Annotated in this window: 16 protein-coding genes and 2 pseudogenes; 7 read left to right on the top strand and 11 right to left on the bottom strand. The window is 41.8% G+C overall.

Going from position 1 to position 14,639, the window contains the following annotated elements; genetic code table 11:
- Window positions 1-421 precede the first annotated feature (421 nt).
- Window positions 422-772 (bottom strand): annotated as a pseudogene (locus CYLST_RS06245) (transposase); the annotation flags it as partial.
- A 1,871-nt stretch (window positions 773-2,643) separates the two neighbouring features.
- Between CYLST_RS06245 and CYLST_RS06265 the strand changes: the two are divergent.
- Window positions 2,644-2,967, top strand: a complete 324-nt coding sequence (locus CYLST_RS06265; RefSeq protein WP_015206855.1) for a thioredoxin domain-containing protein — start codon at window positions 2,644-2,646, stop codon at window positions 2,965-2,967.
- On the opposite strand, the gene CYLST_RS06270 is transcribed toward CYLST_RS06265, so the two are convergent.
- Together CYLST_RS06270 and CYLST_RS06275 are read right to left on the bottom strand one after the other, a co-directional pair.
- On the bottom strand, window positions 2,954-3,187 hold the full coding sequence (locus tag CYLST_RS06270) for a hypothetical protein (RefSeq protein ID WP_015206856.1): 234 nt from the start codon (window positions 3,185-3,187) through the stop codon (window positions 2,954-2,956). The two genes, CYLST_RS06265 and CYLST_RS06270, sit on opposite strands and share 14 nt — an antisense overlap.
- A gap of 83 nt (window positions 3,188-3,270) precedes the next feature.
- On the bottom strand, window positions 3,271-5,121 hold the full coding sequence (locus CYLST_RS06275; protein WP_041232992.1) for a S8 family peptidase: 1,851 nt from the start codon (window positions 5,119-5,121) through the stop codon (window positions 3,271-3,273).
- A gap of 269 nt (window positions 5,122-5,390) precedes the next feature.
- On the opposite strand from CYLST_RS06275, the gene CYLST_RS06280 reads away from it, so the two are divergent.
- A complete protein-coding gene (locus CYLST_RS06280; RefSeq protein WP_015206858.1) occupies window positions 5,391-5,828 on the top strand; it encodes a hypothetical protein in 438 nt (145 codons plus the stop codon).
- Between the two features lie 48 nt (window positions 5,829-5,876).
- Here the strand turns inward: CYLST_RS06280 and CYLST_RS34235 are convergent, their stop codons facing one another.
- Both CYLST_RS34235 and CYLST_RS06285 read right to left on the bottom strand, forming a co-directional pair.
- Window positions 5,877-6,062: a PAS domain-containing protein gene (locus CYLST_RS34235; protein ID WP_157162540.1), complete on the bottom strand. Its 186-nt coding sequence runs from the start codon at window positions 6,060-6,062 to the stop codon at window positions 5,877-5,879.
- 188 nt (window positions 6,063-6,250) lie between these two features.
- Entirely contained in the window at window positions 6,251-6,598 is a 348-nt protein-coding gene (locus CYLST_RS06285) for a cupin domain-containing protein (protein ID WP_041232993.1), read from the bottom strand.
- 158 nt (window positions 6,599-6,756) lie between these two features.
- On the opposite strand from CYLST_RS06285, the gene thiD reads away from it, so the two are divergent.
- The 4 genes from thiD to CYLST_RS06305 all read left to right on the top strand — a co-directional run bounded on the left by thiD (window position 6,757) and on the right by CYLST_RS06305 (window position 9,293).
- Window positions 6,757-7,602 carry a bifunctional hydroxymethylpyrimidine kinase/phosphomethylpyrimidine kinase gene (gene thiD, locus CYLST_RS06290; RefSeq protein WP_015206860.1) on the top strand — a complete coding sequence of 282 codons (846 nt, stop codon included), beginning with the start codon at window positions 6,757-6,759 and terminating at the stop codon, window positions 7,600-7,602.
- A gap of 159 nt (window positions 7,603-7,761) precedes the next feature.
- Window positions 7,762-8,328: a cell division protein ZapB gene (locus CYLST_RS06295; protein ID WP_015206861.1), complete on the top strand. Its 567-nt coding sequence runs from the start codon at window positions 7,762-7,764 to the stop codon at window positions 8,326-8,328.
- A 183-nt stretch (window positions 8,329-8,511) separates the two neighbouring features.
- Window positions 8,512-8,850 carry a P-II family nitrogen regulator gene (locus CYLST_RS06300; protein WP_015206862.1) on the top strand — a complete coding sequence of 113 codons (339 nt, stop codon included), beginning with the start codon at window positions 8,512-8,514 and terminating at the stop codon, window positions 8,848-8,850.
- Window positions 8,851-8,981: 131 nt separating this feature from the next.
- Complete coding sequence (locus CYLST_RS06305; protein ID WP_015206863.1) at window positions 8,982-9,293, top strand: HigA family addiction module antitoxin; 312 nt, start codon at window positions 8,982-8,984, stop codon at window positions 9,291-9,293.
- A gap of 292 nt (window positions 9,294-9,585) precedes the next feature.
- Here the strand turns inward: CYLST_RS06305 and CYLST_RS06310 are convergent, their stop codons facing one another.
- Window positions 9,586-9,987, bottom strand: a complete 402-nt coding sequence (locus CYLST_RS06310) for a type II toxin-antitoxin system VapC family toxin (protein WP_015206864.1) — start codon at window positions 9,985-9,987, stop codon at window positions 9,586-9,588.
- A complete protein-coding gene (locus CYLST_RS06315; protein ID WP_015206865.1) occupies window positions 9,987-10,274 on the bottom strand; it encodes a hypothetical protein in 288 nt (95 codons plus the stop codon). The genes CYLST_RS06310 and CYLST_RS06315 overlap by 1 nt, the downstream gene beginning before the upstream one ends.
- Window positions 10,275-10,427: 153 nt before the next feature.
- Here CYLST_RS06315 and CYLST_RS06320 point away from each other — a divergent pair, with 153 nt between their 5' ends.
- Window positions 10,428-11,561: a DUF3800 domain-containing protein gene (locus CYLST_RS06320; RefSeq protein WP_015206866.1), complete on the top strand. Its 1,134-nt coding sequence runs from the start codon at window positions 10,428-10,430 to the stop codon at window positions 11,559-11,561.
- Window positions 11,562-11,595: 34 nt separating this feature from the next.
- Here the strand turns inward: CYLST_RS06320 and CYLST_RS34240 are convergent.
- The 4 genes and pseudogenes from CYLST_RS34240 to CYLST_RS06335 form a co-directional block, all read right to left on the bottom strand.
- Window positions 11,596-11,703, bottom strand: a pseudogene (locus tag CYLST_RS34240) (non-canonical purine NTP pyrophosphatase); the annotation flags it as partial.
- Between the two features lie 188 nt (window positions 11,704-11,891).
- Window positions 11,892-12,302 (bottom strand): hypothetical protein, encoded by a 411-nt coding sequence (locus CYLST_RS06325; protein WP_015206867.1) that lies wholly within the window; start codon window positions 12,300-12,302, stop codon window positions 11,892-11,894.
- A 100-nt stretch (window positions 12,303-12,402) separates the two neighbouring features.
- Window positions 12,403-12,981: an RdgB/HAM1 family non-canonical purine NTP pyrophosphatase gene (gene rdgB, locus CYLST_RS06330; RefSeq protein WP_015206868.1), complete on the bottom strand. Its 579-nt coding sequence runs from the start codon at window positions 12,979-12,981 to the stop codon at window positions 12,403-12,405.
- A gap of 181 nt (window positions 12,982-13,162) precedes the next feature.
- A complete protein-coding gene (locus CYLST_RS06335) occupies window positions 13,163-14,599 on the bottom strand; it encodes a phosphoglucomutase/phosphomannomutase family protein (RefSeq protein ID WP_015206869.1) in 1,437 nt (478 codons plus the stop codon).
- Window positions 14,600-14,639 lie beyond the last annotated feature (40 nt).

Genomic DNA, 14,639 nt, shown 5'->3' on the forward strand with positions numbered 1-14,639 from the left:
CTGTTCGCCTCCTAATCTGGTTTGAAACGCGAAAGTTTCAAGTCGATTTTTCGCTCCTTCTCATACCTTAGATGCATCCTGCCACGGAATGTTTCTGATTCTGTGTCATTTTGCTTTTTCTGCTTTGGCGACTTTATCCGGATCAGATTACTGACCCCCAGAACAAATTATTGGTAGATGCACCTTGATCTTCAACTCCCCTGCTTGGCTAACAGCCACAGGGGTTTTTTATTTTGGCAAGCAACGGCAACTGCTGACTCAATAATTCCTTTAACTCTGGGATACCCAAGGGATAAACAGCAATCCCTCTATACCCTCAATATTTTGGAGATTACTTGTACCTATACCTGTATTTTAATAGACCGATAAATTTGACTTTTAAAGTTGTTTTGACTGTGAATTAGGTAAAGTACATTGACAATTTATAACCTGCTTGTTTAAGAGTGAATAATTTGTATTTTCTAACCTTTTTAAAACCTGGTGGTCTGTCGCCTTTCTTGTTGTGTTGAAAAAATAGTTGATAGGTTTTCTCTATGCGTTGACAGATATCTTGTACTGCTTGAGAACCTACTGATTGCCAGAAAAAAATGCGTTTTCTTAATTTAGCAATTTGAGATTGAAGTTTGGCACAGTTTAGGTGTTTACCCCACATCTGGTAGTACCGTTTATGCAGAGCAATACAATGGTTGTAGATCACCCCGGCGGCGTTAATCATCCGCAAGAGGTGTCTATTCCGTTTGTGTTCGTACAGCTTAAACTTCAGCGTTTTCATGCTAATATTATCTCACAACTGACAGCAATATGACATCAGAAAAAGATTAACAATTAGATGTTCGAAGAATACGAGATACTTGTGGAGTATTGCTTGGAAACAAACCGTACTCATAATGATGTACTCAGAGAATTAATGAGAAAATTAAAGAAAAGCCGTCCTTCTAGGACGGGGCTTTAAACCCAGTTTTTTGGTAAAAAAGCCAAATCAATACTTGATGGCGGCTTTACCTCACCTAATTATGCCAGTTATGAGGGAAATGATCGATATTTTTGACAAACATTTTCCCACCCTAGAACAGGTTATGAGCAAAATACTTTGTACACAGCGTCAGAATATGTGATTGAATTTATCCGGAGCGTAGTCAGTCAACTAAGAACATTTAATTGGTAGATGCACCCTGATAACTAAACTCCCCCGGTTGGCTAACACCCATTGGGGGGTTTTTTTGTTTTAGCAACTGTGACAACTGCGACACACCCAGATTTATCCGGAGCGTAGTCAGTCAACTAAGAACATTTAATTGGTAGATGCACCCTGATAACTAAACTCCCCCGGTTGGCTAACACCCATTGGGGGTTTTTTTTGTTTAGCAACTGTGACAACTGCGACACACCCAGATTTATCCGGAGCGTAGTCAGTCAACCAAGAACATTTAATTAGTAGATGCACCCTGATAACTAAACTCCCCCGGTTGGCTAACACCCATTGGGGGTTTTTTTTTGTTTAGCAACTGTGACAACTGCGACACACCCAGATTTATCCGGAGCGTAGTCAGTTAACCAAGAACATTTAATTAGTAGATGCACCCTGATAACTAAACTCCCCCGGTTGGCTAACACCCATTGGGGGTTTTTTTTGTTTAGCAACTGCGACACACCTAGATTTATCCGGAGCGTAGTCAGTCAACCAAGAACATTTAATTTAGTAGATGCACCCTGATAACTAAACTCCCCCGGTTGGCTAACACCCATTGGGGTTTTTTTTTGTTTAGCAACTGTGACAACTGCGACACACCCAGATTTATCCGGAGCGTAGTCAGTCAACCAAGAACATTTAATTGGTAGATGCACCCTGATAACTAAACTCCCCCGGTTGGCTAACACCCATTGGGGGTTTTTTGTTTATACCACCACAAAACTAGATTTTGGCAATTTCATCTGGAATATATTGCTGGCTCTGAGAACGGAATATTGGTAGATGCACCTTGATAACTAACTCTCTTAGCTGTCTAACACCCAATGGGGCTTTTGTTTGGTTAGTACCAGTCGCTGTACGTTCCTAGTAATGACAATTTTATCCGGAACCTATAACTCAAACTGAGAACATTTAATTGGTAGATGCACCCTGATAACTAACTCCCCCCGTTGGCTAACACCCGCTGGGGGTTTTTTATTTTAAATAATAACTAGCGACCTTTCGATAAATTTATCCGGAGGCTTGTGCTACACCTGAGAACATTTAATTGGTAGATGCACCCTGATAACTAACTCCCCCTGTTGGCTAACACCCGCTGGGGGTTTTTTCGGAAACGATTTGGCTTGTATCGCCTATCCACCAAAAGGGTCTGTGGAAATATACTAACGCCACAGGTGCGATGCTAAGGACTGTTGCTACCACCTGGTAGACTCTAAGTGTACTCTTGTTTTTAGCAAAGAGCAAAACTTAGTTTCTGAATCGCTTTGATTACATTTTCAGCCCAAGAGCCGACTCCAGAATGATCGCCGCGATATATAATAGCATTCTTAATAATTTTTATAGAATCTTATCAAATAATTGCTTGATTGCCATTGTTAGGCTACTGGCAATCTGCTAGTATTTTATAACATATCTTAAAGTATTTTACTTAGAACCGAGAGAGTCACTAGCCAATGAGTTTAGCCGTGATTAAGTTCTCCTCTGAAGAGTGCGGCATCTGCCACAAGATGTCTTTTTATGACCAAAAGGTGGCTGAGGAACTGAGTTTGCAATTTATCGATGTGAAAATGCAGGATACAGCTACTTACCGCAAGTATCGCAAAATTCTGCTAACTCAGTATCCAGATAAATCAGATATGGGATGGCCTACTTACATTATCTGTGATTCTCCAGAAGGAGATTTTCAGATTGTTGGCGAGGTGAAAGGCGGACATCCCAAAGGGGAATTTAGAAGCCGTATTCAAGAGGTGCTGGGTTCGGCGGCTAGTCAGAGTTAATTAACTCAAAGGATTTTACCTCTAGGACAGGGCCAATCATAGCAATTGTCATGACATCTTCTCGCACCTGTCCTGTGACTTTGGCTTTTTGTCCTGATTTGAGTAAGTTTTTGTCAGCGCCTTTGAGAATTTCGTAGGTAACGCCCTCGTCTGTGACTAACGCCCATGCGCCCATACCAATTTCGCGGCGTTGGATTGTGCCTGTAACTGTAATGCTCATGATCAGTTCTGGGTGTTGAGGATGGAGAGTTGAGAGAAGGAAAAAGGCTAATTAATAGAAAAGTGCCTTTTTCCTTCAGGAATTTAGGCTGTTTTGCCTTCGTTTGGCAATGCTAAACGAGCCAGTCCATAACAAAGTATGGCATTGGCAATTAGGAAGATGCGAGCTAAGTTACTACTTCCCAGCCCCCAAACCGCTGGGTCATAAAATGCACTTACAGTCAAGCACGCCGCTATGCCTAGGGTAGAACCAATGGCAAACCATTTCCCACTCGGATGTCCTAGCAGCAAGGCGGTTAGAATAATCGGAATCAACACGCTGGCAAATAGGGGATTCAAGGCATCAGTTCCCTGAAGGGCGTTGCCTAATTCGGGGATGGAACTGCCCAAAACTCGCAAGGGCCACTGGGGAAGGTCAAAGATATAAATTCCTTTGAGAAAGAATAACCCTGAACTGCCAGCTATTAAGCCACTGGATAAAGACCAACTCCAAGCAAAGGGGAAGTAAACCCGTAAAAACCAAGCGAGGAGATAGGAACCCAATACCATTAAAATTTTAGGCAATAGTGCGATCGCACCGCCATCAATCCAGAAACCAGGGTTGAGATAGCCATTATCTCGCAACCAGCGGAAGAAATCAGGAAAACTGATTTGCCCTTGGGTGGCAAGTTTGACTGCTGCCTCAGCATTAAGTTGTCCAGCGCCATAATAGTTCAAACCATCATCCTGGATAACTCTGGCCGACTGCTTGAGGACTTTTAAAATTTCATCTGGTTCTTTAATCCCGGCAGCTTTAATCAAGGCTGCTACACCAGCAACGTGGGGAGAAGCCATGCTTGTGCCTTGGAGTCCCAGAAACGCTGCTTCGCCGTTTTCAGTGATCGTTTCTTGCAGAATTGCCCCACCTTCACTACCACCAGGGGCAGAGATATCAACGCCAGCACCAAAGTTAGAATAAGGTGCTTTTTCCCCATCGGGTCCGAATGCGGAAACACCGATGACGTGGGGATAACGGGCTGGATAGCTGGACCCATTGGTGCTTTCATTCCCCGCTGCGGCAATGATGACTACGCCTTTTTTGTAGGCATACTCAATCGCTTGCTTCATCAGTTGGCTTTCACCACCACCACCTAAGCTCATATTGATCACATCTGCGCCTTTATCGGCAGCAAATTTAATCGCTTCGGCAATATCGGCAACAGTCCCGCCACCATTGGCACTCAATACCTTTAGGGGCATGAGATTGGCTTCGTAGGCAATGCCGGCGACGCCATATTTGTTATTAGTGGCTTGGGCTACGGTACCAGCTACATGGGTACCATGTCCGTTGTCATCTGTGGCTTCTTCTCGGTCGTTAACAAAATCGTAGCCTTTGACGAATTTTGTTTCAGACAAGTCGCGCACCTTAGTAATCCCGGTGTCGATTACAGCAACGGTGATCCCGCTACCTTTGGTGAGAGTCCAGGCGCCTTCAACGCCGATTTTGTGCAGGTTCCACTGCTTGCTGTAATATTGGTCGTTAGGGCCAGTTAATGAGGGATTTACCTCTTGATCATCTTGCTCTGTCAAAAATTCCCCTAGCCACTTGGCTTCACCTGGTTGGGGAATCTTGCTGTAAATGTAATTTGGCTCGATGATTTCCGTAGCTTTGGCGAAGGTCGATGCTTTCAGTTTTTTCAGCCGATCGCGATCGCCTTTAATAATGTACACATTGTCTGACGCTGAGAATTTATTATCCAGTTGGGGTGTAACGTTGTAAAGTTTGGCGATCGCTTGCAGATCCTGCTGTACGACTGCTGCGGGAATATCTTCCCGAAAATCTAGCAGAATCGTCTCAAATTCACCTTTAGCTGCCAATCCCTGAAAATTCAGGAACCCAAACACGCTAGCTCCTAGCCCAATGACAAACAAACACAATAATATAAGCCTTCTCATAGAATCTCGCAGTAATTGTGTCAACCCATTACGAATAGAGGCGTGAGAGAAAACAGAGCTTGTGCCGTTAACAGAGTCTTCAAAAACGACTCAGCTTGAGCAAATATCAACTATAACTTGGGCTAATCGCCCGCTAATTCAAGTTGTGAGTTGCTGACACCAACTGAACACTGCTCTTTGCTAGTTTGTTCACTACAATAACTTATCTCGCTCCTTTGTTGGTGTATTTTGCATTTTAGTTACAAACTTCGCACAGGACTGTTGAAGCAATGGAACGTGGTCTTTTGTGGTTGCCACTGTTAGTGGTATTTTTCTGGTTAGCTTGGCAGGGGTCAAAAGAGTATCAAAAAGTTGAGGCTTATCGCATCTGGGCAGAGCAATTTGAACGGGCTAAGTACGATATTTATGCAGTCTTAGGTCAAAAAGGTAACAATATCACTTGGGGTAAACCTACACCCAAAGGACCAATTCACCTAGCAACGTTTTCTCTACTAGAAGTCCAACAAATCCGTTTTTTGGTTGATCACAAAGAAGCAGATCTAGAAAATCCACCCCAGAAAGGCCGGGCGATTGAGTTAGAATTTCTATTTTCCCCAGGTGCTAAGTCGGTGCGCGTTCCGTTTACAGAAATTCCTTTAGCCGCTAAATGGGGCAAGTATTTGCAGGGAGCATTGCAAAGCTTGCATTCCGAGAGTGGGGAGTCCTGATTTGCGCTCAAGTGTTTGCTTCACTGCTGGGATTGCTGAATCGGAATCTTAGTGAATTCCCCCGTCTTGCTTTAGCAATGCTGCGAAGGCTTGGTTGACTGCTTCTCTAGAACTTTCAGCTACTAACAGTCCTGCTGCATGGCGGACCAGTGCTTCATGGTAACTATAACCACAGATAGCTTCAGCCGCAGGATTCCAGTCTGTCACCTCAAACGCCGTATTCCTTGAAATCACTCCTAAAATGGCACATAAATCCCTGATACTTGTTTTTGTCCACTTAACTTATCTTAACCCCGTACGCTGCGAACGAGCTAAGGGCTGACCTCTACAGAACGCCAAAGAACTTTGCAGAGTAAAACCACACAAAGTTTACGGGATACTTCAAGTGATTTATCCGCAGACAAAATATTATTTATTACTATTTACAGCGTGATGAAATCTTTGACTTGATGAAAGTCTGGATTATGAGGATCTATCTTTTGAGAAAGCATAGCAATCCATTGTGAGTCGGTTATGGTATGAAAAGTATGAAATTCCCCAGGTTCGATTATAAAATTATCACCTTTTTTTGCCACGAACACAGTTGATTGACCAGAAGATAAATTCTCTACGCTTACTTTTATCTCACCGGAAATAATGAAAAAAAGTTCAGATGTTTCTTTGTGATAGTGCTTGCCTCTGATTTTATTAGCCAGGGTTTCAACATAATTCACCTCAGCCCATCCATCTTGCGCTATTTGCAAAAAATAACCACGATCATCTGAGTTCATACTGTGGGAAGACAATTTTTTCATCTTACCGTTAGCTTTTAAATATGATTATGATTAATATATCAATTCAATGAATAAAAACCTACTACTCATTTATAGATTTTTTTGCTAATTTTTGTTTTGTGCCATCGAAAAATCTTTTTAAACAAAATTGACCTATGAACGCCAACTCCTCATCAAGAATACCTGTTGCTTTAACCATTGCCGGTTCAGATAGCGGCGGTGGTGCGGGAATTCAAAGTGATTTACGCACCTTTGCTTTTCATTGTGTCCACGGCACTAGTGCTATCACCTGCATTACAGCCCAAAATACTGTAGAGGTGAGGCGAGTCGATGCGATGCCAACTGAGGCGGTTGTGGCGCAAATTCAAGCAGTAGTTGAGGATATCGGCGTACAGGCTGTAAAAACGGGAATGTTACTCAACCAAGAAATTATCTCTGCTGTTGCCCAGCAACTGGAAGCTTTACAAATTGCTAACCTAGTGGTTGATCCGGTGATGGTGTCACGCACAGGGGCACAATTGATTGATGATCAGGCTGTGAGTACTCTGTGCCATGCCCTCATTCCCCAAGCTGCTATTATTACGCCAAATCGCTACGAAGCTGAGATTTTGAGCGGTTTAGAGATTGATTCTCTAGAGAAAATGCGACTAGCTGCCCAAATCATTCACCAAAATTTAGGGACAAAGGCTGTTTTAGTCAAAGGTGGAGGAATGCAGGGAAATTTGCGTGGTGTTGATATCTGGTTTGATGGGCAAAGGTGGGAAACTTTGACGACAAAACAAGTAGATACGAAAAACACTCACGGTACTGGTTGTACCCTATCAGCTGCGATCGCTGCTAATCTGGCCTTGGGCAAAGATTTGTGGTCAGCAGTGCAACAGGCAAAGCAGTATGTCACCACCGCACTTACCTACTCCCTCAACATTGGCAAAGGACAAGGCCCTGTAGGACATTTTTTCCCCTTGTTGCAAAATAGCGCTGAGAAAGACAATTCCTTGTAAGGCTGGTAAAATCTCCAACTTCCTGCCCTACTTTGTTATTAAAATCTTTGCCTCTGGGTATTTTTCTATTATTGTTGTTGGGCATAGTTTCAGGACAAACTATACTCTGGTAGTATCTCTTGTTAATCTAAATTACTTTATTTTGATACCAAGCCACCGATGCGAACAACCACAGGTTCTGTTCACAGCCACCCACCCACTACTCCAGGCTACTCCCCCTCTGTACCACTTTCTGTATACCGGGAATTGACAGCGGAGTTACAAGCAACACAAGCCAAATCTGATGCACTCACAGCTAAAAATCACCAACTAGCTCAAGAAAATCAACTACTCCGCCAAGAAATTGCTAAGGTAGTTGAGTCTTGTTTACAGCTGCAAAAGTTGGTTGATTCCTCTGCCGCACCCGTTTCTCCACCAGTGCCTCGTGCTGCTACCCAGGCGAAAAGTCCAACCAAGCATCCAGCAAATCCAGCGCCTCCACGTCAGCAAGCAAACCGTGTTCCTCCCCAAAAAAGCCGCCGCGATGACTTTGTGGACACGAGTTTCCCAATTCGAGAACCTGTCTTTATTGAAGAACAAGAAGTCCGTTATTATGCTGTCCCCAAGCCTGAGGTAAAGGAACTCAGTGGCTGGTTGTTAGTCTTCACCATCTTTTTCATTATGGTGACTGCTTTTGGTGCTGGGTATTTAGTTGTGCGTCCCTTGTTTGCAAATCAGAATAATTAGCTGATATGAACACGGCTACCAGTGGGGGGTTGTGAAGTAGCTGGGAAAATTCTCTTGGTATTAGAACTGTTCAGGCAGAGCATTTACGCGCCTGGTTCAAACAAGTACCACTATAGTTACAGCTTCAGACAGCGAATCTGGTTAGATATATAAACGAAGCTATTAGAAGTCAGGAGTGAAAAAATGAAAAAAGTAGAAGCTATTATCCGTCCATTTAAGCTTGATGAAGTGAAAATCGCTTTAGTCAATGCGGGAATTGTGGGTATGACTGTTTCTGAAGTTCGGGGTTTCGGACGGCAAAAGGGTCAAACTGAGCGATATCGGGGTTCGGAATACACGGTTGAGTTTCTGCAAAAGCTGAAGGTAGAAATCGTTGTGGAAGACAGCCAGGTTGATATGGTGGTAGATAAAGTTATCGCCGCCGCCCGTACTGGTGAAATTGGTGATGGTAAAATTTTCATCTCACCTGTTGAGCAAGTGATTCGGATTCGTACCGGAGAAAAGAACACAGAAGCTGTCTAAATACTGAGTTTCTAGATAATGGGCGTTGCTGAATGAGGGGATGAAGGATGGCGAGTTTATTGCTTCATCTCTGGAATCAGCAACGTTTTTTGTTGAATTAGGTATATTTAGTTTTATAACTGGAGAATAATATGGCGCGTCCACCTATTCATCCCGGCGAAATTCTGGCTGATGAACTGCATGAATTAGGAATGAGTGCGAGTGATTTAGCCTGTTTCCTTCATGTCCCTAAAAATCGGATTACAGAAATAATTAATGGTAAAAGGTCAATTACTGCTGATACTGCATTACGTCTAGGACGATGGTTTGGTACTGGGGCTGAACTTTGGATGAATTTGCAAAAAAATTATCACCTCAGGCTTGTTGAACAAAAAATTGGTAAAGAAATTAAACTAACTATTTCCCCTCGGTTATCAACGCAGAATATACAAGTTACAGCCTAAAATGTGGCTGGTAGCAGTTGATGATTAAATTTTAAAGGGATATTTTATTTTGTGGTGAGAGGTTTTATCGAATACAGGGCTATTTCGTTCTAGACATAACCCGCCCTGAACTGAAGTTCCGGGCTAATAACTAAAGTCCGTTAAAACGGACTAGAAATTTCTTTTAGTCGACTTTAGACTTTAGACTTTAGACGACTTTCGCTATTAGACTCATAATTCATTCAGAGGCGGGCTTTAGTTCTGGGATGTTTATGTCGAGAACGAAATAAACCTGAACAACTACCGTATTAACCTAGATAGAATTTTCTAACCAGTTCTCTAATTGCAAGTTGGGGATATTAGTAAAATCTTTGATGTTATTAGTTACGAGAATATCATTGCGAGAACGAGCAACAGCAGCAATTAAAGCATCTAATTCTCCAGTTGGCTTACCAATTTTTTTTAGTTCACCTTGAATCTTGCCAAATTCAATAGCGGCATCTACGTCAAATGTTTCTATGGGTAATAAGTCAGTAAACTGTCCTAGAGTTTCTAGATTCTTGGTAACCTGTTGAGAAAAGTAAACGCCTTTATAAAGTTCCGCAACTATAATTGTAGATAGATAACATTGGCTAAAGTAGCGATTAAATCTATTCACCGCTTGGGGGTTCTCTTTGAGCAGTGCAATGCAAATGTTAGTGTCTAACAGATACATTAACCGTTATCCTGATTATCAATCGAGTCTAGGTTTCTACCTTGATAAGTGTGGCGTTGTTGGTCAATTTTTGCAAATATTTCTGTTAAATCTGGTTGAGTTTTCCACGCACCAAATAACTTATTTAGTTTAGCTAATCTCTCTTCTTCTGTTAAATGTAGTTTTGGTTCGGGTATTGGCTTTTCAATAAATTCCAAATCAATTATTATTTCTGTTCCATCAGGAATGTTATTTAGTTGCTCTAAAACTTCAATAGTTTGACCGCGTTTTATACCTTTAATTTTCATGTTTGCTTATATTGTAAATTGTGCTATGTAACTACTATCGTAGCATATTTATTCTCGTCACTTATGTAAATTTGTAAATAAAAAGGTATAAATAAGAATTACACCTTGATTCAACAAAACCCAAAAACCTACTATACTGTGCGGTGAAAAATTATGACATTATATTTTTATGCTGATGAAACTAAATTTTATTTAGACAATCATGATGGGACAACTACAAATGCTTACGGCTATGGGGTGCTAATAACGAGATATTCTGTGGAAGATACATCTGTAATTATAGAAGCTTTAAATAATTTAAGGCAAGATCCAGATATTAACAAACCGGAATTTATAATATCTGATAAAAGAACTCTTGACAGAGCGTATTTTCATGCTTCTGACGACAGCCAAAACGCTCATAGTCATTTATGTACAGCTATCAGAGAATATATACAAGGAAAATTTCGTTATGATTATGATGATAAAAATAAATATGAAGATATTCTTACTCTCTCTTGTTTAGAATTTACTTGCAGAAATGAACCTATCGTACTTGTCGTAGAACAAAGAATTGATTTTCAACAACCCGATGCAGATAAATGGAAAGAGGATGCCTATAGAGATATTGAAAAAAGTCTGGTTAAACTACCAGATAGTCCGGCTTATTTTCCAGAAATAAAAGTTGAAATTAAGAAGAAAGAAAATGCGGGACTTCAGGTAACTGATTTTATTCTTTGGGCTATCAATCGAACAAAAAAGAAAAAGCCAGATACAAAATGGTATGACAGATTAAAATTTGTATCCTCTAGTAGCTTTCAAATAGAAAATAATTTATTTACAGGAGGAGAATATATACTAAAGCAAGACTTATATGAGAATATCTCATATTTTCGATACCCTCAATCATGTTTTCCTCTCAAAGATTTACCTAATAATTTCTTGGATTTAGTAGATCTATACTTATTTATTGAACAACAATTATTAAAAATTCATTGTGGTGTTATTCCAAATCATGTTTTACATCTTCAAGACAAACTAACCAAAGCCGTTAAAAATTTTAATTTTACTGATAAAGGACAATTAAATAACACAAAAATAATCCAAAAAATTGCTTCGATTTACATTAGATTATTTGATACATTTCCACTATATCAAAATTTGCTAGAAGATGATTCTAGTCAATGGTCAAAGTTTTTACTATCTAGGAAATTCGCATCTAAGTTATTGTTTCAAGAAGATTCTAACGTTCAAATATTCTGTCATCAGCTTGTTGAGTATAAACTTAGAAACTCTTCAAGAGGATAAATTTTAGCATAGATCACGAAAGGCAATTAGTTTATGCAAAAGTCAAATGCTTCTCTGGTAAGTAAAAAATAGGATCATAGCCGAAACCGCCATTACCACGGGTTGCAGTCAAAATTTCGCCACGAGATACACCTTGAAATTGTCAAGCGAGCACGCCATGCTGCCTTGGTGCAGATCGCCCTATTTCTAATTTATTAGGATTTACGAATTGACAGAAAATAGCAAATATGGAGTATGGTTTGTATCGTTAAAAATCATGATTCGTGCGTTAGGGAACGCACCCTACAGGTTGGGTTCCCTAAGGCATCAAACAAGCCTAAAAAGTCCTATTTACTCGTCGCTAGCTTTCCCCAAGCGTTCGGGATTTTGCACACCAGTTAGACGATTCCAAAGCAGATAGTCGATTTCAGTCTTGGGTACATACCAGTTATCGGGCCCTGCTTCCATCCCACCCATTGCGGTAAACTCATGGCGTTCCGAGTCATTTAAATCAATGTACTTCGCGCCTTGTTCCAAACGACTTCCGGGGGGTAACAGTGTAATTTGCTTGAGTTCGTCGTCTGTATATTCTGGGAGTTGGTTATGCAGTTCCTTGATTTCAAAAGCATTCAGGGCTGCTTTTTCGGGATCTGATTCCGCAGTACCGTAATTTTGACCGGCTTTAGGTTGTGGATTCAGGTCTTTTTGCCACTCGTCAGGCTTACCATCTTTTGGACGCCCTTGTTTTTGAGTCTGCGCCATTGCAAATTTCTCCTTCTGCCTTACTACTAGTAAGCCTGATGGGATTTTTGCTGCCTACTGCCAAAAGAAGGAATTGAAAACCTGTTTTTTCAGTATGAGTCTAACTCAAGACTTTTGCCAATTGCGGAATTAAAGCTTTCAATGCCTTACCCCGATGACTAATTGATTTTTTCTCTTCTGGTGTCATTTGGGCAAAAGTCAATTGCTTTTCTGGTACATAAAAAATAGGATCATAGCCAAAACCGCCATCACCACGGGTTGCTGTCAGGATTTCGCCACGACATACACCTTCAGATTGTAAAGCGATCGCACCATCAGGATTAGCGATCGCAATTGCACAGGCAAACTGCGCTTGACGATTAACTCCATCACCCAATTCCCGCAATAGTCTAGCAATGCGTTCTGCGTCGGTGTTGCCATATCGGGCAGAATATACCCCTGGTGCGCCATTCAGGGCGTCTACTTGCAAGCCAGAATCATCAGCAATCGCCCAATTTCCTGTAGCTTTGGCAATTTCTGAGGCTTTAAGACAGGCATTAGCAGCAAAGGTTTCACCTGTTTCTTCAACGTCTAATTCTTCCGGTTTGAGGGTTAATTCCCAACCAGAATCAGCGAGGTAAGCTTGCATTTCCCGCAATTTACCTGGATTTCCTGTAGCGACTACGAGTAATTTAGTCATTAGTCATTAGTTATTGGTCATTGGTCATTGGTCATTAGTCATTGGCTAATTAATAGACCGCTTGCAAAAATCCTAATTCATTGATAAACCACATAAACACACCTTGATTTATTTGGATTTATCTGTGTTTATCTGTGGTTTAAGTTTCCTAAAATTGACTTTTGCAAGAGGTCAAATAATGTTATTCCGCCCAGGTTTTTGCCCAAGCGAGAGTTTGATGCACTTGTTCCAGTGTGGGGGCTTCACAGTAGAGGCGTAACACTGGTTCAGTACCGCTAAAGCGAATCATTAACCAACTTTGATCGGCTAGGCGGAATTTATAACCGTCAATTGTTTGACAACCAATCACGGCTTTTCCGGCAATTTCAGTTAAAGGTTGAGTTTGCAGTTGTTGCAATAACCGCTGTCTCACAGACATACTTGCTAGGGGTAAATCGATGCGATCGTAAGCTGAGGTGAAATTAACTTGTTTTTGCAAGTAGCGATAATAATCACCTAAATCTAGCCCAGATTCAACTACCGCCTCTAACACATACAATGCCGACAGCAGGGCATCCCGTTCGGGAATATGGCTACCATAGCCAATTCCTCCCGACTCTTCGCCGCCTAATAATACATCTGCGGCTAACATTCTATCGGCAATGTATTTGTAACCAACTGCTGTTTCAAACACCGACAGGTGATGGTGTTTGGCTACAAGGGGGATTAAGTCAGAACCACTCACTGTTTTGACGATTTCGCCGCTAAAGCTGCGCCTTAGGGTTAAGTGGTCAATTAAGATCGGGATTAATATTTGGGAACTCAAGAAGTTTGCTTCTCCATCCACTGCGGCGATGCGATCGCAATCTCCGTCAAATACCAACCCCACCGCTAAACCTGAGGGATTCGTTTCCCGGTGATTTTTGATGAAGGTAAATAGACTAGAAAGGTATTTCGGCAAAGGTTCCGGGGCACCGCCACCAAATAAGGGGTCACGGTTACTGTTGATTTCTTTTACCTCAGCGCCTAGTAGTTTCTCTAGTCCGCTGGCAGCAGCGCCGTGCATCACATCAACAAAGATTGTGAGTTGGCCAGATGCGATCGCATTCTGAATTTTGGCAATATCAACTTTACCTTTTAGCGCGGCTGTATAACTTGGCCAGGGGTCAAACTTCTCTGCTTTGCCTGGTATGGCTGACGGGGACACTCCCATCGACAACAGATTTTCGATTTCTTTGGTAACTTCTGGTGGTACCGATCCGCCAAAAGCACCTTTGACTTTTAAACCTAAATATGAGCCTGGATTATGACTAGCCGTAATTACCAGTGCACCTAAGGCGTTGAGTTCTTTTGCTGCCCAGCTAAAAGCCGGGGTTGGGGCAAAAGTTTCACTCAGTAACACGTCAAAACCAACGGCTGTGACAGCATCGACGACAACACGGGCAAATTCTTCTGCCATAAATCGGCGATCGTAACCGACAATAATTGTCCGGCTACCCACCGTAGAAAAATATGTATTATATAGTACTTGTGCGGCAACCGGCGCGACCAAGGCCAGGCGTTCAAAGGTGAACTCTTCACCTATCACGCCCCGCCAGCCGTCTGTACCGAACTTAATTTCGTTAGCTACAACTGGCATGGAGGTATCCTATTTGTCTATCTGGAGGATTCTAGCATTT

Source organism: Cylindrospermum stagnale PCC 7417, assembly GCF_000317535.1.
GTDB classification, from domain to species: domain Bacteria; phylum Cyanobacteriota; class Cyanobacteriia; order Cyanobacteriales; family Nostocaceae; genus Cylindrospermum; species Cylindrospermum stagnale.

Bases quoted from the DNA above. Each gene is read 5' to 3' on its own strand.
- CYLST_RS06265 (WP_015206855.1), top strand. From the start codon at position 2,644: ATGAGTTTAGCCGTGATTAAGTTCTCCTCTGAAGAGTGCGGCATCTGC.
- CYLST_RS06270 (WP_015206856.1), bottom strand. From the start codon at position 3,187: ATGAGCATTACAGTTACAGGCACAATCCAACGCCGCGAAATTGGTATG.
- CYLST_RS06275 (WP_041232992.1), bottom strand. From the start codon at position 5,121: ATGAGAAGGCTTATATTATTGTGTTTGTTTGTCATTGGGCTAGGAGCT.
- CYLST_RS06280 (WP_015206858.1), top strand. From the start codon at position 5,391: ATGGAACGTGGTCTTTTGTGGTTGCCACTGTTAGTGGTATTTTTCTGG.
- CYLST_RS06285 (WP_041232993.1), bottom strand. From the start codon at position 6,598: ATGAACTCAGATGATCGTGGTTATTTTTTGCAAATAGCGCAAGATGGA.
- thiD (WP_015206860.1), top strand. From the start codon at position 6,757: ATGAACGCCAACTCCTCATCAAGAATACCTGTTGCTTTAACCATTGCC.
- CYLST_RS06295 (WP_015206861.1), top strand. From the start codon at position 7,762: ATGCGAACAACCACAGGTTCTGTTCACAGCCACCCACCCACTACTCCA.
- CYLST_RS06300 (WP_015206862.1), top strand. From the start codon at position 8,512: ATGAAAAAAGTAGAAGCTATTATCCGTCCATTTAAGCTTGATGAAGTG.
- CYLST_RS06305 (WP_015206863.1), top strand. From the start codon at position 8,982: ATGGCGCGTCCACCTATTCATCCCGGCGAAATTCTGGCTGATGAACTG.
- CYLST_RS06310 (WP_015206864.1), bottom strand. From the start codon at position 9,987: ATGTATCTGTTAGACACTAACATTTGCATTGCACTGCTCAAAGAGAAC.
- CYLST_RS06315 (WP_015206865.1), bottom strand. From the start codon at position 10,274: ATGAAAATTAAAGGTATAAAACGCGGTCAAACTATTGAAGTTTTAGAG.
- CYLST_RS06320 (WP_015206866.1), top strand. From the start codon at position 10,428: ATGACATTATATTTTTATGCTGATGAAACTAAATTTTATTTAGACAAT.
- CYLST_RS06325 (WP_015206867.1), bottom strand. From the start codon at position 12,302: ATGGCGCAGACTCAAAAACAAGGGCGTCCAAAAGATGGTAAGCCTGAC.
- rdgB (WP_015206868.1), bottom strand. From the start codon at position 12,981: ATGACTAAATTACTCGTAGTCGCTACAGGAAATCCAGGTAAATTGCGG.
- CYLST_RS06335 (WP_015206869.1), bottom strand. From the start codon at position 14,599: ATGCCAGTTGTAGCTAACGAAATTAAGTTCGGTACAGACGGCTGGCGG.